17 protein-coding genes are annotated in these 21,004 nt (G+C 62.0%); 6 read left to right on the forward strand and 11 right to left on the reverse strand.

Going from position 1 to position 21,004, the window contains the following annotated elements; all coding sequences use genetic code 11:
* Positions 1 to 7: 7 nt before the first annotated feature.
* Positions 8 to 307 (forward strand): hypothetical protein, encoded by a 300-nt coding sequence (locus K3759_RS08735; protein WP_259981147.1) that lies wholly within the window; start codon positions 8 to 10, stop codon positions 305 to 307.
* Positions 308 to 310: 3 nt separating this feature from the next.
* Here the strand turns inward: K3759_RS08735 and K3759_RS08740 are convergent, their stop codons facing one another.
* The 9 genes from K3759_RS08740 to K3759_RS08780 all read right to left on the reverse strand — a co-directional run bounded on the left by K3759_RS08740 (position 311) and on the right by K3759_RS08780 (position 10,918).
* Entirely contained in the window at positions 311 to 1,084 is a 774-nt protein-coding gene (locus K3759_RS08740) for an enoyl-CoA hydratase-related protein (protein WP_259981148.1), read from the reverse strand.
* Positions 1,085 to 1,151: 67 nt separating this feature from the next.
* Positions 1,152 to 1,604: a cytochrome c-type biogenesis protein gene (locus tag K3759_RS08745; RefSeq protein ID WP_259981150.1), complete on the reverse strand. Its 453-nt coding sequence runs from the start codon at positions 1,602 to 1,604 to the stop codon at positions 1,152 to 1,154.
* Entirely contained in the window at positions 1,601 to 3,565 is a 1,965-nt protein-coding gene (locus K3759_RS08750; RefSeq protein WP_259981152.1) for a heme lyase CcmF/NrfE family subunit, read from the reverse strand. Before K3759_RS08750 ends, K3759_RS08745 begins: the two co-directional genes overlap by 4 nt.
* 74 nt (positions 3,566 to 3,639) lie before the next feature.
* A complete protein-coding gene (locus K3759_RS08755) occupies positions 3,640 to 4,215 on the reverse strand; it encodes a holin family protein (RefSeq protein WP_259981154.1) in 576 nt (191 codons plus the stop codon).
* A complete protein-coding gene (locus K3759_RS08760) occupies positions 4,206 to 4,817 on the reverse strand; it encodes a holin-associated N-acetylmuramidase (protein ID WP_259981156.1) in 612 nt (203 codons plus the stop codon). The genes K3759_RS08755 and K3759_RS08760 overlap by 10 nt, the downstream gene beginning before the upstream one ends.
* Positions 4,818 to 4,899: 82 nt before the next feature.
* Entirely contained in the window at positions 4,900 to 5,343 is a 444-nt protein-coding gene (ccmE, locus tag K3759_RS08765) for a cytochrome c maturation protein CcmE (RefSeq protein ID WP_259981158.1), read from the reverse strand.
* A complete protein-coding gene (gene argC / locus K3759_RS08770; RefSeq protein ID WP_259981159.1) occupies positions 5,340 to 6,368 on the reverse strand; it encodes an N-acetyl-gamma-glutamyl-phosphate reductase in 1,029 nt (342 codons plus the stop codon). Before argC ends, ccmE begins: the two co-directional genes overlap by 4 nt.
* Before the next feature lie 38 nt (positions 6,369 to 6,406).
* A complete protein-coding gene (locus tag K3759_RS08775) occupies positions 6,407 to 7,216 on the reverse strand; it encodes a glutamate racemase (protein WP_259981160.1) in 810 nt (269 codons plus the stop codon).
* Positions 7,217 to 7,501: 285 nt separating this feature from the next.
* Positions 7,502 to 10,918, reverse strand: a complete 3,417-nt coding sequence (locus K3759_RS08780) for an indolepyruvate ferredoxin oxidoreductase family protein (RefSeq protein ID WP_259981162.1) — start codon at positions 10,916 to 10,918, stop codon at positions 7,502 to 7,504.
* A gap of 168 nt (positions 10,919 to 11,086) precedes the next feature.
* Between K3759_RS08780 and K3759_RS08785 the strand changes: the two genes are divergently transcribed.
* Both K3759_RS08785 and purL read left to right on the forward strand, forming a co-directional pair.
* Positions 11,087 to 11,998 carry a LysR family transcriptional regulator gene (locus tag K3759_RS08785; protein ID WP_259981163.1) on the forward strand — a complete coding sequence of 304 codons (912 nt, stop codon included), beginning with the start codon at positions 11,087 to 11,089 and terminating at the stop codon, positions 11,996 to 11,998.
* Between the two features lie 276 nt (positions 11,999 to 12,274).
* Complete coding sequence (purL, locus tag K3759_RS08790) at positions 12,275 to 14,434, forward strand: phosphoribosylformylglycinamidine synthase subunit PurL (protein ID WP_259981164.1); 2,160 nt, start codon at positions 12,275 to 12,277, stop codon at positions 14,432 to 14,434.
* A gap of 211 nt (positions 14,435 to 14,645) precedes the next feature.
* On the opposite strand, the gene K3759_RS08795 is transcribed toward purL, so the two are convergent.
* Both K3759_RS08795 and K3759_RS08800 read right to left on the reverse strand, forming a co-directional pair.
* On the reverse strand, positions 14,646 to 15,905 hold the full coding sequence (locus tag K3759_RS08795; RefSeq protein WP_259981165.1) for a VWA domain-containing protein: 1,260 nt from the start codon (positions 15,903 to 15,905) through the stop codon (positions 14,646 to 14,648).
* A 5-nt stretch (positions 15,906 to 15,910) separates the two neighbouring features.
* Positions 15,911 to 16,819 carry a MoxR family ATPase gene (locus tag K3759_RS08800; protein WP_259981167.1) on the reverse strand — a complete coding sequence of 303 codons (909 nt, stop codon included), beginning with the start codon at positions 16,817 to 16,819 and terminating at the stop codon, positions 15,911 to 15,913.
* Between the two features lie 189 nt (positions 16,820 to 17,008).
* Between K3759_RS08800 and K3759_RS08805 the strand changes: the two genes are divergently transcribed.
* The 3 genes from K3759_RS08805 to K3759_RS08815 are packed head-to-tail and all read left to right on the forward strand — an operon-like array spanning position 17,009 to position 21,002.
* Positions 17,009 to 18,028: a glycosyltransferase family 2 protein gene (locus tag K3759_RS08805; RefSeq protein WP_259981169.1), complete on the forward strand. Its 1,020-nt coding sequence runs from the start codon at positions 17,009 to 17,011 to the stop codon at positions 18,026 to 18,028.
* On the forward strand, positions 18,025 to 18,651 hold the full coding sequence (locus tag K3759_RS08810; protein WP_259981171.1) for a sulfotransferase: 627 nt from the start codon (positions 18,025 to 18,027) through the stop codon (positions 18,649 to 18,651). The genes K3759_RS08805 and K3759_RS08810 overlap by 4 nt, the downstream gene beginning before the upstream one ends.
* Positions 18,651 to 21,002, forward strand: a complete 2,352-nt coding sequence (locus K3759_RS08815) for a glycosyltransferase family 2 protein (RefSeq protein WP_259981173.1) — start codon at positions 18,651 to 18,653, stop codon at positions 21,000 to 21,002. The genes K3759_RS08810 and K3759_RS08815 overlap by 1 nt, the downstream gene beginning before the upstream one ends.
* Positions 21,003 to 21,004 lie beyond the last annotated feature (2 nt).

A 21,004-nucleotide genomic window follows, 5' to 3' on the forward strand; every position in this document is an offset into this window, starting at 1 on the left:
ACGCGCAATGACCGCATCAGATCGGACCAAAGGGCTTCAGTGGGACTGCGCCACAGGGCTGACTCCTGCAAAGGCCAGAGATATGCCCGGCCCCCAAGGCGCGTTGGTGCCCGACACGTTGCATGACTGCGATCAGATCGCCGTGGTCTATGACAAGGGCCAGACCCCGCCAAGGATCACCATTGCGCAGGTTTCACGCTCGGTCCACACGGTCTTGGCCGATGGGGTCGCCGTGGCAGTGGTGGCGCGGGCCAGCGGCCCGGCGCCTTCGGCAGATGATGTGCTGCTGGTTGAGCGCCTGTGCTAGCGCTTAGCGGCCCTGAAACTTCGGGCTGCGTTTTTGCGTGAAGGCCGTGACCCCTTCGGCAAAGTCGTGCGATTTGCCGCAACGCCCCTGTGCCTCGGTCTCAAGCGACAGCTGATCTTCGAGACCATTGTCCCATGACGCTCGGATCGCCTGTTTCGCTTCCGCATAGGCCGCAGTGGGCCCGGCGGCCAGTTGCGCCGCCTTGGCCCGCCAATGTGCGTCGAACTCCGCATCCGGCACCGCCTGCCAGATCATGCCCCAGTCATCGGCTTGACGCGCGCTGATCTTATCGGCGAAGAGCGCGGCACCCATTGCTTTGGCCATGCCCATCTGACGCGGCAGGGCATAGGTGCCGCCCGCGTCGGGCATCAAACCAATGCGGGTGAAGGCCTGCATGAAATACGCGCTTTCGCAGGCAAAGACGACATCGGCGGCCAGCGCGATATTCGCCCCCGCCCCGGCTGCCGGCCCATTCACAGCGGCAATCGTCGGCACCGGGCAATTGACGATGGCACGTAAGAGCGGTGCATATTCTTCGCGTAGGGTCTTTTCCAGATCGGCCACGCCACCAGCGCGGTCGGCGAGATCCTGACCCGAGCAGAAGGCCCTTCCAGCACCGGTGAGGACCACAACCCGCGCTTCACGCCCGGCTTCTGTCACTGCATGAGTCAGTTCGGCCCGCATCTGAGTGGTAAGCGCGTTCATTTTATCAGCGCGGCTCAGCGTGATCAGCGCGACGCCGTCGGTCAGCGCATAGGTGATCGTTTCATAGTCCATCTGGGTATCCTCGATTGCTTAACCGCAGCATAGCAAAGCAAGCTGCCACGGCCAGTGCAACCGGGCGTCAGCCGTCGAGAATGTCGCGCAGGCGAGTTTCTTCTTCCGGCGAGAGCGGCACTTCGCCTACCGCTTTGCTGCGCGCACGACCGCGCAGATAGACCACGCCCAGCCCCCCGGCCAGCAAGAGCATCAGCGGCCCCGCCCCCCAAAGCAGCCAATTGGCCCCGGTGGCGCGGGGGCTCAGCAGGACGTATTCACCGTAGCGTGAAACGATGAAATCCACTGCTTCTTCGTTGCTATCTCCGGCCACCAACCGCTCGCGCAGAAGCAACCGCAGGTCACGGGCAAGGCTCGCGTTGCTCTCATCAATGCTCTCATTGCGGCAGACGAGGCAGCGCAGCCCTTGGCTCAATTCCCGCGCGCGGGCTTCTAGGGCAGGATCATCCAATACCTCATCGGGCTGCACCGCCCAGAGGGGACTGGCGAGAAGCGTCAGGATCAGCAGCAGCCGTTTCATTCTGCGGGCACTCCTACAGTCTGCTTTCGTGCCCCAGCCGCGACGCGGAAGCGCCGGTCACTCAGGCTCAGCACCCCGCCGATCGCCATCAAAGCGCAGCCGATCCAAATCCAATTGGTCATCGGCTTGATATAGGTCCGCACCGCCCAACCGCCGCCGTCCTGCGCGTCCCCGATCACCACGTAGACATCCCGCGCGAGGTTGTAGTCGATCGCCGCTTCCGTCGTGGGCATCTGCGCCACGGGGTAGAACCGCTTCTCGGGGCGCAGCGTGGCGATCTGCGCGCCGTCTTGGGCCAGCGAAAGCTCTGCGATGGTGGTCAGGTAGTTCGGCCCCCGTTCCTCGCTCACACTATGTAGGGTCAGCGTATAGCTGCCCACGTCAAAAGGTTCATCAATCCGGGCCACGCGGATATCATCCACGGCCCAAGCCATCAGCCCGGCAATCCCCGCCATGGTGATGCCCAGCCCGCCATGCGCCGTGGCCTTGCCCCAATCGGCCCGCGGCAGGCGGCGCAAACGGCGCAACTTGCCCGGACCGCGTCCCAGACGCTGCATGAGGTCCACCACGGTGCCCATCACCAGCCATGCCCCAAGGAACATGCCCACAGGCCCCAGCAGCCCGCGCCCGGACTGCATCGCAAAAGCCAGCCCGCCGAGCGCCAGCGCCAGCAGAAAGACATAGCGCAGCGGATAAAGCGCGCGGAGGATCTTGGCCCGTTTCCACGGCATGGCGCTGCCAATCGGCAGGATCAAACCAAGCGCTACCATGAATGGTGTAAACGCAGCGTTAAAGAACGGCGGCCCGACGCTGAGTTTGCGATCAAGGAACATCTCGGCCACCAGCGGCCACATGGTGCCGACAAAGACCACGAAACAGGCCACCGCCAGCAGCAGGTTATTGACCACCAAGGCGGTCTCGCGGCTGAGCAGGCCAAAGACGCCCTTAGCCTCAAGCGCCGACGCACGCAGGGAATAAAGCACCAGCGCCCCTCCGGTGAAGAAACCCAGAATGGCCAGAATAAACACCCCGCGCTCGGGGTCGTTGGCAAAGGCATGGACAGAGGTCAGCAGGCCGGAACGCACGATGAAGGTACCGATCAGCGAAAAGCCGAACGCGAGAATGGCGAGCAGGATGGTCCAGCTTTTCAGGCTCTCACGCTTTTCCACCACGATCGCTGAATGCAACAGCGCCGCTGCCAAGAGCCACGGCATGAAGCTGGCGTTCTCGACCGGGTCCCAGAACCAGAAACCGCCCCAACCCAGTTCGTAATAGGCCCACCAAGACCCAAGCGCGATGCCGATGGTCAGAAAGACCCAAGCCGCCAGCGTCCAAGGCCGCACCCAGCGACCCCAAGCCGCATCAACGCGCCCTTCGATCAGCGCTGCCACGGCAAAGCTGAACGCCATGCTGAGGCCAACATAGCCGAGATAGAGGAATGGTGGATGAAAGGCTAAGCCCGGGTCTTGCAGCAGCGGGTTCAGGTCTTGGCCGTCAAAGGGCGGCGTGCCCATGCGCAGGAACGGGTTGGAGGTGAAGAGGATAAAAGCCAGAAAGGCCACGCCAATCGCCGCCTGCACCGACAGCACCCGCGCGCGCAACCGCGGCGGCAGATTGCCGCCAAACCACGCAGCCATCGCCCCGAAGAGCGCCACGATCAGCACCCAAAGCAACATAGAGCCTTCGTGGTTGCCCCATGTACCGCTGATTTTATAGAGCATCGGCTTGGCGGAATGGCTGTTGGCCACCACCAATTGCAGGCTGAAATCCGAGGTGATGAAGGCCCACATCAACGCGCCAAAAGACAGTGCAATCAGGATAAACTGCGCCGCCGCCGCCGGTTCGGCCACCGCCATCCAGCCCGCGCGGCCCCGCCAAGCGCCCCACATCGGCACCACCATCTGTACCAAGGCCACGCCAAAGGCGAGCACCAGCGCGAAATGTCCAAGCTCTGTAATCATGGGTCGGACTATAGGGGGCCTAAGTCCCCTAAGCCATGGCAAATCAAACGTTGGAAACGGTCAATCGGTCGCAGTCAGGCGCGGCTGCGGCGCCATGCGTCTAGGGCCGCATTGTCCGACGGTTCTACCACAGCAAGGGCCAGACGACTGTCGGCACCGGTGTCGGCCACGCGCGGGCTATCGGCGCGCAACCTGCGCAGCGTCTCGATATTCTCGACCACCTGCGGCACCCGTGCGATGGTGCCCACTATCGCGCGCTGAAACTCCTGCGATTTCACCTGTTGCCGGGCGCCGAAATAGAAAGAGACGATCACCCCCAACAGCCACCACAGCGGCTCTGGCACCAATGCGATGCCCTGCATCCGTTCGGCAAACCAAAGCGGGTTAACCATTGCAGTGACGAACAGTCCCAAGGTGCCCAAGGCCAGCATCGGGCGCGGCAGGCGGTTCAGCCCATCCATGAAACGGTCAAAGCCGCCCGTGCGCGGATGGGCAAACTCCGCCCCGTATTGCGCCATCGCTTGGCCCTGCACCGCATGGGCGCGCTGCGCCCCGGCCTCGGCATTCTCGCGGAATACTTCGACCGTGTCGCGGATGACATTGCGCTCACCGCCGAAGACAGTCGTGAAGATGCGTTCGATCAGCCCCATTGTGCCACCCGCTCTGCAAAGGCCGCATCGGTCATGTGATATTGCGGCGTTATGAATTCCTCGGCCCGGCGGATCCAGCCGCCCTTGCCGCCTGCCCGACTGCGCGCATATTTCCGGCTTGCGGGGCGGCGGTCGGCCAGACGGAAGTAGTAGTTGCGCCGCGCGATCCCATAAGCGTCGACCAGATGATCGGGCGCGTCGCGCCACGCGGCATGGGCCGCACGGATTGTCTGAGGGCCGATGGCACCGTCAACCGCGATGTCTTGGTCCATCTTACGAAGCAGGCTTTGCAGGATCTTCACCGCGTTGCTGCCTGCGTTGACATACATGTCAAAGACGCTCGGTTGCAAAGGCGCGGGTAATTCCGCGATACGCGGGGCGTTGAAGTAATGTCTGACGAAGATATCAACCGCCTGCGCACGGCTGAGGCGGCGCACATCCGCCGCATCGACCGCCCCATCGCCGGTCAGATCCAGCCCTAACCGGCGCATGGTATGGATCGTCACGCCAAAGTTGGTCGCCCCGCCGGGGTCATCGGGATCATTCACAAAGCCGCCCTCACGGGCGACGATGGCACTGGCGATCTCACGGACGGTCTGCATCGCGGGCTCTCCTGTCTTGGGTGAAAACAGGCTCTGCCAGATTGGTTAACGCAGGCTCATGCCGCCGCGCGTTGCGCGCAAATCAGCCCTCGGGGTCGCGGTAAACACCCTGCGCCTTTAGCGCATCCGTCACTTCCTTCGGCATGTAGGTCTCGTCATGTTTCGCAAGGATTTCAGAGGCTTCAAAGACCCCGTCGACATAGCGCCCGGTGCCAACCATGCCTTGGTTCTCTTCAAACAGATCCGGAAGAACGCCAGTGAAAACAACTGGCACCGTCGCCCCGCCATCGGTCACGGCAAAGCGAATCGCCTCCCCCTGCCCGCGTTTCAGCGAGCCTTCCTCAACCAGCCCGCCGATGCGAAAAACCTCTGCCGGGCCGGGTGGCTCGGCGATCACTTGGCTCGGCGCGCGGAAATAGTTGATCCCGTCGCGCAGCGCGTAACCGATCAATGCGGTCGATAGGACCAATGCCACCGCCGCCACGGCAATGATCTGGATCCGGCGCTGTTTCTTGAGGCTCTTCATGGGAAGAGCGGGGCCATCATCAGCCCCTCCGTTTCCGGCAGGCCCAGCATCAGGTTCGCGTTTTGCAACGCCTGCCCGCTGGAGCCTTTGGTCAGGTTATCGAGCGCCGCGACCACAGTCGCCCGCCCTGTCTGGCGGTCGCCCACCACGCCGATATGACAGAAGTTCGAGCCACGAATATGCCGGGTGCTGGGCGCTTCGCCAAAAGGCAGCACTTCGATAAAGGGCTCATCTGCATAGGCTTTTTTAAGCGTCTCATAAATCGCCTGCGCATCCCCTTTGACATAGCAGGTTGCCAAGATACCACGGTTTGCAGGCACCAGATGCGGGGTGAACTGCACCTGCACGGGCCGCCCGGCGATGGCCGAGAATTCCTGATCGAACTCACCCAAATGGCGGTGCGTGCTGCCAAGCGCATAGGCGTGATAGCCCTCGCTCAGCTCTGCATGGAGCAGGTTTTCCTTCAGCGAGCGCCCTGCACCTGACACGGCGCATTTCAGATCCAGAATGATGTCATCCAAATCAATCACCCCCGCCGCGATCAGCGGACGCAGGGCAAATTGCCCCGTGGCCGCGTTACAGCCCGTGCCCGCCACCAAACGCGCGGCGGCGATCTCTTCACGGTAGAATTCGGTGAGCCCATACACCGCCTCTTTCTGCACATCAACAGCCGCGTGTTTGTTGCCGTACCATTTGGCGTAGGCCTCGGGGTCGCGCAGGCGGAAATCGGCGGAAAGATCGACGATCTTTAGATCTTTCGGCAATGCCGCGATGACCTCTTGGCTAGTCTTATGCGGCAGCGCGCAGAAACACAGATCAATCTGGGAAAAGTCGATCTCTTCGATTGTAACCAACGCGGGCAGATCAAGATGCCGCAGATGCGGAAAGACCTCTGCCATGGTCTGCCCCGCCTTGGAGTTGGCCCCCAAAGCGGTGATCTTCATCGAAGAATGGCCAGCAATCAGCCGGATGAGTTCTGCCCCGGTATAGCCGGAGGCGCCAAGAATGGCGATGTTCTGGGTCATGGTCTGTCCCCTTGTTCGGAACGAAATATAATTGGAGTTCAGGCGGCGGTGAATGTGATCTGTCGTCGCAGGAACTGCGTCGCACGGTCGCTCACCCGGGCGGGGTCGCCGGTGGTGAGAAACGCCGCCTCGCCACTGCCCATCATATTTGGGTGCCGTTTGAGATAATCTGCCAAAGAGTCCGCCACTAATTCCGCTTGGCTAAACACTTTCACCTGCGCCCCCAAAGCCGCCTGAAAGGCCTCTTGCATCAGCGGGTAATGGGTACAGCCCAAGATCGCCGCGTCGGGGTTGGGCATCTTGCGTTTCAGCGCATCCACATGGCTGCGCACCAACGCTTCGGCGAGGATCATGTCGCCCTCTTCAATAGCATCGACCACCCCGCCGCAGGCCTGCGCCTCGACATCCACACCGATCGCGCGGAAGGAAAGTTCGCGTTGAAACGCGCGGCTCGCCACGGTTGCGGGGGTGGCAAAGAGCGCCACATGGTTCACGGCCACTTCGCGCGGCGGGGAATTGTCGCCCCACTGCCGCTCCGTCATCGCCTCAATCAGCGGCACAAAGACGCCCAGCACACGTTTTTCGCGGGGGATCCACCCCTCTTGCATGCGCCGCAGCGCAGCAGCAGAGGCAGTATTACAGGCGAGGATCACCAGATCGCAGCCTGCATCAAACAGCCGCTGCACGGCGGCACAGGTCAGATTATAGATGTCATCGGCATTCCGCACGCCGTAAGGCGCGTGGGCGCTGTCCGCGAGATAGACAAAATCCACCTCCGGCAGCCGTTCTTGCACCTTGTTCCAGACGGTCAGCCCGCCCAGCCCCGAATCGAAAATACCAACTGCCATGGTCTGTCGTCACCTACCTCTTGTCGGGGCACGCCCGGTTGTCTGGCCAAGTCATAAGAGGCTTTGACGCGGAAATCTATGGCCGGATCGTTCCTGACGCAAGCGGGGCAGCGCCGGACCGGGGGCTGGCGTAGGTGCCGTTGCCGTTTGGCAGCTTCCCGAAGCCGCGTAGGCGCTCGTTTCTTAACCGGCACTCAGATTGCAAAAGCGCCAGACCATGGGACGGTCTGGCGCTGCCCGGCGGCCTGACGCCTTGATTCCGGGCGGTTTCGCAGGTCGCCGAGGTTACTCGGCGGCCTTCGCAGTCGAGGTCCCACCCGCACGGATCACCGCCAGCAATTCCTCACGGCGTTTTTCGGCCTTGGCCTCATTGGCCTGTTTCACCGGACCAAACCCGCGGATCTGCAAGGGAAGCTCAGCCAGTGCGACAATGGCGTCGCGGGTCTGGTCGGTGAGCTTGGGCAGCACCTCGGCCATGTCCTGCTCGTATTGGGTGATCAGAGCACGCTCCATCTTGCGCTCGGCGGTATAGCCGAAGGGATCGAACGGCGTGCCGCGCAGCCCTTTGAACTTGGCCATCACCCGCAGCGGCCCTTCGAGCCACTGCCCAAACTCGCGCTTTTCCGGACGGCCATTCGGCCCCATTTTCGACAAGAGCGGCGGTGCCATGTGGAAGGTCATCTTGAAGTCACCATCGAACTCGGCCCGCGCCTTGTCACGGCTGGTGACCAGCAAGCGGGCGACTTCGTATTCGTCTTTATAGCTCAGCAGCTTGTGATAGCCCAAAGCCGCCGCCGCTTTGACGTCGCGGTCCTCTATGCCATCGAGCATTTTTGTATAGCGCTTGGCCAGAGACTTGCCCTGATAGGCGGTCAGATGGTCGGCGCGGAACGCGATCTTCTCATCCAGCGACTTGGGCAGTTCCACGACCTTGCTGGGCTGGCTCACTTTCTGCGCGTCCTCGGGGTAAAGCACCGCCCAACGGCCAATCTCAAAGGCGCGCATGTTGCGCTCGACCGCAGCCCCATTCATGCGGATCGCTTCGTGCAGGCTTTCCAGTGTCAGCGGCAACAAGCCGCGCTGCCATGCCGCGCCAAAGATCATCATGTTGGAGAAGATCGAGTCGCCCAATGCGGCCTTGGCCAGATCAGAGGCGTCGAACATCGCCACATCGTCTTTCAACCGCGCCTCCAGCGCCAGCGACAGACGGTCATAAGGCATTTGGAATTCGGTATCGCGGGTGAAATCGCCGGTAATGATCTGGTGCGAGTTCACCACCGCCCCGGTGCGGCCTGCGCGCGTAAGACCCAGCGTCTTATGCCCCGCGGAAACCACCAGATCGCCACCAATCAGCGCATGTGCTTCACCCGTCGCCACGCGGATCGCGCTGATATCCTCGGGCCGCTCGGCCAGCCGGCAGTGGATATGCACCGCACCGCCCTTCTGGGCAAGACCGGCCATTTCCATCATGCCCGCACCCTTGCCATCCAACTGAGCCGCTTGGGCCAGCAGCGCGCCGATGGTCACAACGCCGGTGCCGCCGACGCCGGTGATGACCACGTTATGCGTGCCGTTGATCGTCGGCAATTCGGGCATCGGCAGGTCGGGGATGTTGAGTTCGGTGGTCGGGTCCTTGCGCACCTTGGCCCCTTCCAGTGTCAGGAAGGAGGGGCAGAACCCGTTGACGCAGGAGAAATCCTTGTTGCAAGACGACTGGTCAATCGCACGCTTGCGACCCAGTTCCGTCTCGTTCGGCACCACGGCCACGCAGTTGGATTGCACACCGCAATCGCCGCAGCCCTCGCAGACGTCTTCGTTGATGAACACCCGCTTGTCGGGGTCCGGAAACAGCCCGCGCTTGCGGCGGCGGCGTTTTTCGGCGGCGCAGGTCTGGATATAGACGATGGCGCTCACGCCCTCATGCTCGCGGTAGGCTTTTTGCACGTTCGGCATCTCGGCCCGTTCATGCACCTCGACGCCTTTGAAGCGCGTGAGGTCCACGTCTTCTTTCTCGTCATAGACCACGGCGACGTTCTTCACGCCCATCGCCTTCAGCTCCGCGACGATGCGGTAGGCATCCAGATCGCCTTCGTTGTGCTGACCGCCGGTCATGGCCACCGCATCGTTATAAAGGATCTTGTAGGTGATGTTCGTCCCAGCCGCGAGTGCCGCCCGGATCGCCTGAACGCCGGAGTGATTATAGGTGCCGTCGCCGAGGTTCTGGAACACGTGCTTGGTGTTGGAGAACGGCGCTTCGCCAATCCAGTTCGCGCCCTCACCGCCCATATGGGTGAAGCCGGTGGTCTCTCGGTCCATCCACTGCACCATGTAGTGACAGCCGATGCCGGCATAGGCGCGGGAGCCTTCCGGCACTTTGGTTGAGGAGTTATGCGGGCAGCCTGCGCAGTAATAGGGCAGACGTGCGGCAATGTCCTCGGCATTGTCCGAACGGCGCGCTTCGTTGAGCGCTTCCAGCCCGGCGCGGATGCCGTCGGTCTCGCGGCCTTCCTCCAGCAGAATACCGCCGATCTTCTCGGCAATCAGGATCGGATCAAGCGCGCCCCGGGTCGGGAACAGCTCTTCGCCATGCTCCATGCCGGCACCGCCCTTGTGCCAGCCATAGACGCGGCGGTGGGTGTCGTTAAAGAGCGCTTCCTTGATCTGCACTTCGATCAGCTTGCGCTTTTCCTCGACCACGACCACCAGATCGAGCCCGTCGGCCCATTCGTGGAAACCCTGCATGTCGAGCGGGAAGGTCTGGCCGATCTTATAGGTGGTGATGCCAAGGCGTTCGGCCTCATTCTCATCAATGTTCAAAAGGCTCAGCGCATGAACCAGATCGAGCCAATTTTTGCCCGCCGCCGCAAAGCCGATCTTGGCCCCGCGCTTGCCCCACATGCGTTTGTCCATCTTGTTGGCATGGGAAAACGCTTCCGCCGCGAAACGCTTATAGTCGATCATCCGCGCCTCTTGCAGGTGCGGCGTGTCGCCCAGACGGATGCTCAGGCCCCCGTCAGGCATGTCGAACTCGGGCGTGATCAGCTTCATCCGGTTTGGATCGCCGTTCACGACGCTGGTCGCCTCTACCGTGTCCTTCATCGTCTTCAGGCCAACCCAAAGGCCAGAGAACCGGCTCAGCGCCCAGCCATAAATGCCGTAGTCAAGAATTTCCTGAACACCGGCGGGGGAGACGACGGGCATATAGGCGTCCACCATGGCCCATTCCGACTGGTGCAACACGGTAGAGGATTCGCCCGTATGGTCATCCCCCATCGCCATCAGCACACCGCCATGGGGCGAGGTGCCCGCCATATTCGCATGGCGCATCACATCGCCGGTGCGGTCCACACCCGGCCCCTTGCCGTACCACAGACCAAAGACACCGTCGTATTTCCCTTCGCCGCGCAACTCGGCTTGCTGGCTGCCCCAAAGCATCGTCGCCGCGAGGTCTTCGTTTAGACCCGGCTCAAACCGCACGTTATGCTCGGCCAGTTTCTTTTCGGCGCGCTGCATTTGCAGATCGACCCCGCCCAGCGGGCTGCCCCGGTAGCCGGTCACATAGCCTGCGGTGTTCAACCCTGCCGCGCGGTCGCGTGCGGATTGCATCATCATCAGCCGGACCAGCGCCTGCGTGCCGTTCAGCAGCACCGGGCTTTTCTCAAGGTCGAAACGATCGTTCAGTGAAATCTTTTGCGTTGTCATGGCGGGCCCTCCCTAGCACGTCAGTCTGCATGATTGCCCCGTATATAGGTCACAAATACTGACCTGTATAGCAGATATTCCGAAAAGCCCGACCGACGGTGAACGGTTTGTGCTGTCTTCTCCCGCCTATTAAGATAGGAGAAAGGCTGGGCAAGGAAAGTACGGGCCATGGATTGGGACAAACTGAGAATTTTTCACGCCGTGGCCGATGCCGGGTCTCTGACCCATGCGGGCGACAAGCTTAATCTATCGCAATCCGCGGTTAGCCGGCAGATTCGCGGACTTGAGGAACAGCTCAACACCAATCTCTTTCACCGCCACGCCCGCGGGCTGATCCTGACCGAACAGGGGGAGCTTTTGTTCGACGCCACCTCGGCCATGGCCAAGCGTCTCGACGCCGCTGCCGCGCGCATCCGCGACAGCGAAGAAGAGGTCTTTGGCGAGCTGCGCGTGACCACAACCACCGGCTTCGGCACCCTTTGGCTCGCCCCCCGCCTGCCCAAACTTTATGAGCAATACCCCGACCTCAAAGTCGACCTGATGCTTGAAGAACGCGTGCTCGACCTGCCCATGCGCGAGGCCGATGTGGCGATCCGCATGAAAGAGCCGAGCCAGGCCGATCTGGTCCGCAAACGTCTCATGACCGTGCGCATGGGGCTCTACGCCAGCCCTGAGTATCTGGAAAAACATGGCACACCGCAGCGGATGGAAGATATGGCCGATCACCGACTGATCTGCCAAAACACCGACAGCGATCAGGTCGGTGCGGGACTGCAACTGGTCAAAGAGTTGATGATGTATGACCTGCGCTCGCTACTGACGGTGAACAACTACTTCGGCGTCTTGCAGGGCGTAGTGCACCACCTTGGCCTTGGCGTGCTGCCTAACTACCTCATTCAGGACTTCCCGCATATCGTGCAGGTGATGCCCGATATCGAATCCGCCGAAGTGCCGGTATACCTCGCTTACCCCGAAGAGCTTCGCCAATCCAAACGCGTCGCCGCCTTCAAGGATTTCGTCCAGGAAGAGATCATTACCTACCGCAAACTCTGGCGCGAACGCACCGAAGCCGAAGGCTGACTGCCCTTCAGCCATGCAATAGGCGCATATCGGCCATGATGACTTGCGATGTTAAATAGCCTTGATTTGAGCAGCGCTGCCTCCTATTTCACCGTCATGAAGATTGACAGCCTGAGGGCGCGTCGCTTCATACCTCCCTGTTGGACTTGGCCGAGCTTTTAGCTCGGCCTTTTTTTTGGCTCTTCCCATTCTTTCAACCCGCAGGCGGCCAAACCCACTTCCCCCCCGGCATTTCCCCTTGTATGAGGGCGCAAACGCGCCAGCCGGGGAATTTCCATGCAAGATCCAGCCATCACGCCCGACCTCATCGCCAGCCACGGGTTCACCCCCGAGGAATACGCCGAGGTCGTCAATATCCTCGGGCGGGAGCCGAACTACACCGAGATGGGTATTTTCTCGGCCATGTGGAACGAGCATTGTTCCTATAAGTCCTCCAAGAAATGGCTCCGCACCCTGCCCACAGACGGCCCGCAGGTGATCTGCGGCCCCGGCGAAAACGCGGGCGTGGTCGACATCGGCGATGGCCAAGCGCTGGTCTTCAAGATGGAAAGCCACAACCACCCCTCCTACATCGAACCCTACCAAGGCGCCGCAACCGGCGTCGGCGGCATCCTGCGCGACGTCTTCACCATGGGCGCGCGCCCGATCGCGGCGATGAACGCGCTCAGCTTTGGCCGCCCTGATCACCCTAAAACCCGCCAGCTTGTGCACGGCGTTGTCGAAGGCGTCGGCGGCTACGGCAACTGCTTCGGCGTCCCGACCGTTGGCGGCGAAGTACGTTTCGACAAAGCCTATGACGGCAACTGCCTCGTGAATGCCTTCGCAGCCGGTCTCGCCGATGCCGACAAGATCTTCTACTCCGCCGCTTCCGGCGTCGGCATGCCCGTGGTTTACCTCGGTGCGAAAACAGGCCGCGATGGTGTCGGCGGCGCGACGATGGCCAGCGCCGAGTTCGACGACACCATCGAAGAGAAGCGTCCCACCGTGCAAGTCGGCGATCCCTTCACCGAAAAGCGCCTGATGGAAGCCACGCTGGAACTGATGGCCACCGGTGCCGTGATCTCGATCCAAGACATGGGTGCCGCAGGCCTGACCTGCTCTGCCGTGGAAATGGGGGACAAAGGCGGCCTCGGCGTGCGTCTCGACCTTGAAAAAGTGCCGACGCGCGAACCGCATATGACCGCCTATGAAATGATGCTCAGCGAAAGCCAAGAGCGGATGCTCATGGTGCTGCGCCCCGAGCTTGAGGCCGAGGCCAAAGCCGTCTTCGACAAATGGGACCTCGACTTCGCAATCGTCGGCGAAACCCTCCCTGAAGACCGTTTCCTCATCTGCCTAAATGGCGAGGTCAAAGCCGACCTGCCGCTGTCGAAACTCGCCTCCACAGCACCAGAATACGACCGCCCCTGGGTGGAAACCCCCGCCGCTCCCGCGCTGACCGATGCCCCCACCATCGACCCCATCGAAGGACTGCGCAGCCTCATCGGCTCCGTGAACCACAGTTCCAAAGCATGGGTCTATGAGCAATATGACACTATGGTCATGGGCGACACCGTCCGCCTGCCCGGCCTCGGCGCTGGCATCGTACGTGTACATGGCACTAACAAAGCGCTGGCGTTCACGTCCGACGTGACCCCGCGCTACGTCAAAGCCAACCCCACCGAAGGCGGCAAACAAGCCGTGGCCGAAGCTTACCGCAACCTCTGCGCGGTAGGTGCCAAACCGCTTGCCACCACCGACAACCTGAACTTCGGCAACCCAGAAAAGCCCGAGATCATGGGCCAGCTCGTCGGCGCGATCAAAGGCATCGGCGAAGCTGTCGGCGCGCTCGACATGCCTATCGTCTCGGGCAATGTATCCCTTTACAATGAAACCGACGGCAAAGGCATCCTGCCCACCCCCACCATCGGTGCCGTGGGCCTGCTCGACACCGTCGATGACATCATCAGCAATCAACTGCGCGAAGGTCATGTCGCCCTTCTGATCGGAACCACGGGCAGCCACCTTGGCCAATCCGCTCTGCTCGCCGAAGCCTTTGGCCGCACCGAGGGCGACGCGCCTCATGTCGACCTCGCGGCTGAACGCCGTCACGGTGAATTTATCCGCGCCCAGTCCAGCCAAATCTCCGCCTGCACCGACCTCGGAGATGGTGGTCTTGCCCTCGCCGCCTTCGAGCTGGCCGAGACCGCTGGCATCGGCGTCGAAATCGAAAGCGATGACACCGCGACGCTCTTCGGTGAAGACCAAGCCCGCTACCTCGTCGCCTGCACCGCCGAGGCCGCCGAAACCCTGATCGCCGCTGGCAAGGACGCAAACGTTCCCGTCTCCCAAATCGGCGCCTTCGGTGGCAACATGATCAGCTTCGGTGCGGCTTCCGCCCCGCTGTCCGATCTGCGCCAGACCTATCGGACCACTTTCGCCAAGGCCTTCGCTTAAAACTCTAGTTTTGGAGCGGCCCTTGCTTGAGAACAATGGGTCGCGCGCAGGGCGGCGGGGCAAGCGAAATCGCCGAGGGGCCCCTTCAGGGGATACGGCTATTTCGCTTGAGCCGACGACAGGCGGGTGACAGGCCGGGATCAATCAAAGGTGGCTCTGAAACCTTCTGGTTTTGGAGAGGCCCGCAGCCCCACTTCGCTCACATCATCGCCTAGAGGTCAGCGTTCAACCCCGCCATCATCCGCGCCTTTTCGCCCGGATCATCGGGGCGCGAGATCGCCTCGGCCAGGGCTTCCAAAGACGCGATGGAATGCCCTGCGCGAAAACTGTCGACATGGGGCAGCATCGCGCGAATGCCCGCCGCCTTGGGCGCGAAGCCGTCCCAGCGGAGCAGCGGGTTCAGCCAAATTACCCGTCGTGCGGTGAGTTGCAGCCGCTGCATCTGACGCGCCAGTTCCGCCGGATCGTCCCGGTCCAGCCCGTCAGTGATCAACAAAACCACCGCCCCCTGCCCCATGACCCGCCGCGACCAATCTCGGTTGAACGCCGCTAGTGCTGCACCGATCCGAGTGCCGCCCTCCCAGTCCTGTGCCTGTGCGCCCGCCGCTGCCAGTGCTGCGTCCACGTCGCGGGTGGCGAGATGCCGGGTGATATTGGTCAGACGCGTGCCAAAGGTGAAACCATGCACCTGCGCCCAGCCAGCCCCCTTGCGATTGGCAACGGCATGCAGGAAATGCAGGATCACCCGACTGTATTGGCTCATCGAGCCCGAGATATCACAGAGCACCACAAGGTTCGGATAGCGCTCACGTGGCTTCATCCGGTAGAGCCGCTCCATCTCCCCCCCGCGCCGTAGCGCCGCTTTCATTGTACGTGCCACATCAATCCGCCCCTGCGCCGCCGCCATATTCCGCCGGCTGGGCATCGGCGGTACCGGAAGCGAGAGCTTGGCCAACATCCGCTTCGCCTGAGCCATCTCGGCAAGGTTCATCTGTTCGAAATCCAGCGTTCTGAGCCGTTCGCGCGCCGACATCGTGAGGCTCGCGTCCACCTCGATGAGCGTTTCCTCAAGCTCGGGCTGATCCTCGCGTTCCGGCGCTTCGGCGCCGTCCAGCAAGGCTTCCGCTGCGCGTTTCTCTGCCGGGGTCGCGGGGCGGTCCTCCTGCACACCGCGAATGGCGGGCAGCATCGCGGCCATCATATGTTCCAGATACCGCGGATCGCGCCAGTAGAGCCGGAAGATCTGCGCAAAGACCCGCGCCTGTTCAGGGCGGCTCACAAAACAGGCGTGCAGCGTCCAATAGAAGTCGCGGCGGCTGGTGAAGCCAACGGCAGCCACCGCCTCCACCGCCTCCACCACGCGCCCCGGCCCGATCGACAATCCCGCCCGCCGCAGGGCACGGGCGAAATGGGTGATATTGCCCGCAAGCTTCGGATCGTCCGGCAAGATGAGGGGAAGCTGCTCAGCCATCCTGCTCAGGCAGGCACCAGCGAGGCGCGGGCCTGTTCCAGAATGCGCGCGGCCTCGGAGCCCTGCAGCTTGGCGATGTCGTCTTGGTATTTCAGCACCGCCCCCAGCGTATCAGCGATGACCTCGGGGCTCAGGGTCGTCACGTCCAAGGCCAACAAACATTTCGCCCAATCAATGGTTTCTGCCACGCCGGGCTTCTTGAACAGATCCTCGGTGCGCAATTGCTGAACAAAAGCCACAACCTCGCGGCTAAGCGCCTCCGCCGCCTCAGGCGCGCGGGCCAGCAGGATCGCCATCTCGCGTTCCACATCCGGATAATCAACCCAGTGGTAAAGGCACCGCCGCTTCAGCGCGTCATGCACTTCCCGCGTGCGATTTGAGGTGAGGATCACAATCGGCGGCTCCGGCGCACGGATCGTGCCAAGTTCGGGGATCGTCACCTGAAAATCGCTCAGGGCTTCCAGCAGAAAGGCCTCGAACGGGGCGTCGGTGCGGTCCAACTCGTCGATGAGCAGCACCGGTGCGCCATTCTCATCCGGGCGCAGCGCCTGCAGAAGGGGGCGTTCGATCAGGTAGTCATCGCTGAACAATTCTTGGGTCAACGCACGCCGGTCCGCGCCGCCGCCCGCCTCTGCCGTACGGATCGCCACCATCTGAGCCGGAAAATTCCACTCATAAACCGCGCTAGAGGCATCGAGCCCTTCATAGCACTGCAACCGGATCAGCCGCCGCCCCAGCCCGGCGGCCAACGCCTTGGCGATCTCGGTCTTGCCGACACCTGCTTCGCCCTCCAAAAACAAGGGCCGCCCCAGTGTCAGGCTCAGGAAAACCACAACCCCAAGCGCGCGATCGCAGACATAGCCCTCAGCGCTCAGCATCTTTTGGACCGCGTCGATGGTATCAATGTTTTTCATGGCCCCAGTGGTGCATTCCCGCCCCGCCCCGTCAAGGGGTCTGACAAGGCTTGCGCAGATTGACGTGATTTCACCGCGCTGCCATAGTCTTATCCAATAATTGACGGCCACCGGGGACAACCACCGGGGCCACAGGGGCAGATATGGGACAGTGTACTATCATCGTGACCCGGCGCGGCGGGGTCTGACATGCGCACCACCGCTGTCACCTGCGTCAAGAACGAGGGCCCTTTTCTACTGGAATGGATCGCCTTTAATCGGGTGATCGGGGTCAGTGATTTTCTTTTCTACTCCAATGATTGCACTGATGGGACCGACCGTCTGCTTGACGCGCTTGGCGCGCGGGGCATCGTCACCCATCTGCCGAACCCCGCGACCAATCGGAACTACCAGATGCAGGCGCTCAAGGATGCGCGGGGTCAGCCCGTCGTCACACGGGCCGATTGGGTCTGGGTCGCGGATGTGGATGAGTTTTTGAACATACATGTGGGCGACCACCGCCTGCCCGCGCTCATTGAGGCTTGCGGCAACCCGCAGGCGATTTCGGTCCACTTTCAATTCTTTGCCAATGGCGGGGTCGAGGAATTCGTCGATGCACCGATCATCGCGCAATTTACCCGCAGCCATAACCCCGACATCTGCTGTGCCGATACGGCGATAGAGGTCAAATCACTGGTCCGCCAAGATTTCCCGCTAGGCTACTACGGTGCGCACCGGCCTTTTCATGATGACGAAAAACACCAACCGCATTGGACCGATGGCGCAGGCCGACAGGTGCCCGCGCCCTTTCGCAGCGCTGCCAACAAACGCCGCATCCGCGCCTTTCCCGCCCGCGGCGCAAGGCGGTTTGCGACGTTGAACCACTACGCGCTACGCTCGCTTGACAGCTATCTGGTCAAGAATGATCGGGGCGATGTAAACCGCGAACACCGCGCTTTTGATGACACCTATTGGCGCGAGCGGAATGACACCGCTTGGGAAGATCGCTCAATCCTGCGCTACCTGCCCGCCCTGCATGCTGAAATGGAACATCTTAAATCCCTGCCCGGCATCGCGGCCCTTCATGCCGAAGCCGTTACCGCCCACCGTGCGCGCCGCGACGCGCTGCTGGCCGATCCGGCCTACCGCGCGATGCAGGCGCAACTGCGCAAAGCCAGCCTCTATTGCGCTGCCGAAGCAGATATCCGCGCCGAGATCGGGCTGACATGACGGGACCGCGCATCATCAATCTAGGCCTTCCCAAGACCGGCACAACCACGCTCACAGACGCGCTACGCCACGCCGGGCTCAAGGTTGCCGATTGGCGCATCCGCAAGGGGCAAAGCACCCTGCCCGAAATCACTGGAGAGCATGTCGGCCGGATCATCTATGCCGATTACTTTGCCAACGGCGACCCGCTCGCGCGATTGGGGGAGTTCGACGTGGTCAATGAAATGAGTGCCGTACGCCACGACCGCAGCCTCTGGCCGCAGACCGATTGGGGCCTCTTGAGCGCCATTCAAAGCCATCATCCCGAGGTTAAATTTCTCCTCTCATACCGCGATCCAGCAAAGACAGCCAACAGCATGATCCGCTGGAACAATCTGGGCCGCCATCGCCTGCCTCAGGCCGATGTACCGGGCTTGCCGCGGGGGTTTGGCCGCAGCGAAGCCGAGCTTGCCAAATGGGTCGAGGGGCATTTCACCTTTTGCCGTCGTGTCTTTGCCGGATGCGGCAATTTTCTGGAATTCGACATTGAAGACCCCGGTGCGCGCGACAAGATCGCCGCCTACCTCGGCATCGACCTGCCATGGTGGGGCCAAAGCAACACTGGCAAGGTGGGGGCCGAGTGATGCGTCTCACCCTTTTCATCGGCCCGACCGAGAAAGCTGCCGCGCGATTGCGCAATATCCTGCAGCAGCAAAAGGACGCGCTTCTGAAAGAAGGAATTTTGGCCGCTGATTGGAACCATGTCCGCCTCTATGCCGCCTGCGCCGCGCCCGATGCGGTGGGGCTGCTACGCCATCGACGCGGACTCGACAGTGCGTTGATCGGTGCCACGCTGCGCGATGAATTCCACGCGCTGATCCCCCGCGACTTGGCAGAGACCCGCGCCGATCATGTGGTGCTCAGCGCGGCGCAACTCGGCAATCTGCTGTCGCGGCCTGAAGAGCTTACCCGTCTGCGTGATCTGCTCAGCTCCAATTTCAACGATATCCGCATTATCGCCCATCTTGAAGAACAGGCTCGGCTTCTCACCGCGCACTATGCCTTTGCCGTGAGCGAAGGCCGCCGCCATCCGCTGACGCAGGAACTGGCCTTGGCCGCACAGGGCAACTGGTGGCAAGGCGCGCTTGAACCGACAGAGAATGCCCCTGATTTCGGCCTGTTCCCCGACGTGCAAAACGCGCCCTTCTGGCTGGATTATCACGCGCTTTACACCCATTGGGCCGAGGAATTTGGCGCAGAGAACGTGCAGCTTCGCCCGCTCGATCTGCCGCATCTGCTGTCCAAAGAAGGCGGCCGTGAGGTGTCGGACAGTCTCGGCCTCGCTCCCCTCGGTCCAGTGGACCCGGGCCGCGCGCTTGCCCCTATGCCTGCGCCATGGCTCACCCGAATGCGCGCGTTTAACGATGTATTGATCCGCTATTTGCAGGCGCATGACCTGTCCTGCTCGCGCAGCACTTGGAGCCAGATGTTGCAAGCGCTGCAAATCGGCGGCGCACCGATCAAACCCGGCAACCTTGCCCCGATCTCTGACCATTTCGCCGATGACAACGCCGCACTGATCGCCCAATTCCCCGCGCTGGCCGAGGCGCTTACCCCCGATGCGCCGGAACCTCTCTGGCGCGAAGCAGACCCCGAGCTCGGCTTTCGCGCCACACAGTACCTTGCCGCCTTCGCCCACCGCATCCGCACCACGGCGACCCCTCTGGCGCAAAAACGCGCGGAGGCTGACATGGCGCGGCAGTCGGCCCGCAAGTTCGAGGCGATGCTATCGGACCCCGTAGCGTCGGAAGCTGACCGCGAGGCCAATGCCCACCTCTTGAACCGGGTGAAGGTCAACCATGAGATGATCCTTAGCAGCCCCTTCCGCCCGCACAACCGCGCAGCCCCCGAGGGCGAGGATCAGCCCGCGCCTGCCTATACCACTGTCGCACCGCGCCAATTGCCCCCCGGCAGCAGCGGCAATGTCATCGTCGGCTGTATGAAAAACGAGGCCCCCTATATCCTTGAGTGGGTTGCCTATCACCGTGCAGTGGGCTTTGATAATTTCCTGATCTACACTAATGACTGCACCGACGGCACCGATGCCGTGTTGGGGCGGTTGCAAGAGATGGGCATCCTGCAACACCGCAATAATGACGACTGGAAGGGCAACTCCCCCCAGCAGCATGCGCTGAACCAAGCGCTGAAAGAGCCGCTGATCCGCGACGCGGACTGGATCGCGCATATCGACGTGGATGAATTCGTGAACATCCGCACCGGCAATGGCCGACTTCAGGATTTCTTCGCCGCCGCGCCGGACGCCACCAATGTCGCTATGACATGGCGGCTCTTTGGCCATAACGGGGTGACCGCACTTTCAGAGGCCCCGGTGATCGGCCAATTCGACCACTGCGCGCCCAGCTTCTGCCCAAAGCCCCATACCGCATGGGGGTTCAAAACGATGTTCCGCAACATCGGCGCCTATGAAAAACTCTCCTGCCACCGGCCCAACAAGCTGAACGATGCGCGGGCTGAGGGGGTCAAATGGGTCAACGGCGCGGGCCGCGACATGACGCGCGACGCGCTGCGCAATGGATGGCGTTCTTCCAAAAGCAACATCGGATACGACCTGCTGCAACTGAACCATTACGCGCTACGCTCAGCCGCTTCCTTCCTTGTCAAACGCCAACGCGGGCGCGCGCTGCATGTCGACCGTTCCATCGGTATCAATTACTGGATCCGCATGGATTGGAACGACCACCGCGATGTCTCAATCCAGCGCAACCTACCGCGCCTCCGCGCCGAGATGGACCGGCTGCTGGCAGACGAACAACTGCGCACACATCACCAAGCGGGCCTTGCTTGGCATAGCGCCAAGGCAGAAGAACTGCACCAGATACCAGAGTTCCGCGATCTCTACCGCCAAGCGCTTAACACCAAGTTAAGCGCAACCGAGCGGGTCGCCTATGCTCTCGCCCTCGACATGGAAAGCTGACC

This window comes from Sulfitobacter sp. W027 (genome assembly GCF_025143985.1).
Lineage (GTDB): Bacteria > Pseudomonadota > Alphaproteobacteria > Rhodobacterales > Rhodobacteraceae > Sulfitobacter.

Bases quoted from the DNA above. Each gene is read 5' to 3' on its own strand.
- K3759_RS08735 (WP_259981147.1), top strand. From the start codon at position 8: ATGACCGCATCAGATCGGACCAAAGGGCTTCAGTGGGACTGCGCCACA.
- K3759_RS08740 (WP_259981148.1), bottom strand. From the start codon at position 1,084: ATGGACTATGAAACGATCACCTATGCGCTGACCGACGGCGTCGCGCTG.
- K3759_RS08745 (WP_259981150.1), bottom strand. From the start codon at position 1,604: ATGAAACGGCTGCTGCTGATCCTGACGCTTCTCGCCAGTCCCCTCTGG.
- K3759_RS08750 (WP_259981152.1), bottom strand. From the start codon at position 3,565: ATGATTACAGAGCTTGGACATTTCGCGCTGGTGCTCGCCTTTGGCGTG.
- K3759_RS08755 (WP_259981154.1), bottom strand. From the start codon at position 4,215: ATGGGGCTGATCGAACGCATCTTCACGACTGTCTTCGGCGGTGAGCGC.
- K3759_RS08760 (WP_259981156.1), bottom strand. From the start codon at position 4,817: ATGCAGACCGTCCGTGAGATCGCCAGTGCCATCGTCGCCCGTGAGGGC.
- ccmE (WP_259981158.1), bottom strand. From the start codon at position 5,343: ATGAAGAGCCTCAAGAAACAGCGCCGGATCCAGATCATTGCCGTGGCG.
- argC (WP_259981159.1), bottom strand. From the start codon at position 6,368: ATGACCCAGAACATCGCCATTCTTGGCGCCTCCGGCTATACCGGGGCA.
- K3759_RS08775 (WP_259981160.1), bottom strand. From the start codon at position 7,216: ATGGCAGTTGGTATTTTCGATTCGGGGCTGGGCGGGCTGACCGTCTGG.
- K3759_RS08780 (WP_259981162.1), bottom strand. From the start codon at position 10,918: ATGACAACGCAAAAGATTTCACTGAACGATCGTTTCGACCTTGAGAAA.
- K3759_RS08785 (WP_259981163.1), top strand. From the start codon at position 11,087: ATGGATTGGGACAAACTGAGAATTTTTCACGCCGTGGCCGATGCCGGG.
- purL (WP_259981164.1), top strand. From the start codon at position 12,275: ATGCAAGATCCAGCCATCACGCCCGACCTCATCGCCAGCCACGGGTTC.
- K3759_RS08795 (WP_259981165.1), bottom strand. From the start codon at position 15,905: ATGGCTGAGCAGCTTCCCCTCATCTTGCCGGACGATCCGAAGCTTGCG.
- K3759_RS08800 (WP_259981167.1), bottom strand. From the start codon at position 16,819: ATGAAAAACATTGATACCATCGACGCGGTCCAAAAGATGCTGAGCGCT.
- K3759_RS08805 (WP_259981169.1), top strand. From the start codon at position 17,009: ATGCGCACCACCGCTGTCACCTGCGTCAAGAACGAGGGCCCTTTTCTA.
- K3759_RS08810 (WP_259981171.1), top strand. From the start codon at position 18,025: ATGACGGGACCGCGCATCATCAATCTAGGCCTTCCCAAGACCGGCACA.
- K3759_RS08815 (WP_259981173.1), top strand. From the start codon at position 18,651: ATGCGTCTCACCCTTTTCATCGGCCCGACCGAGAAAGCTGCCGCGCGA.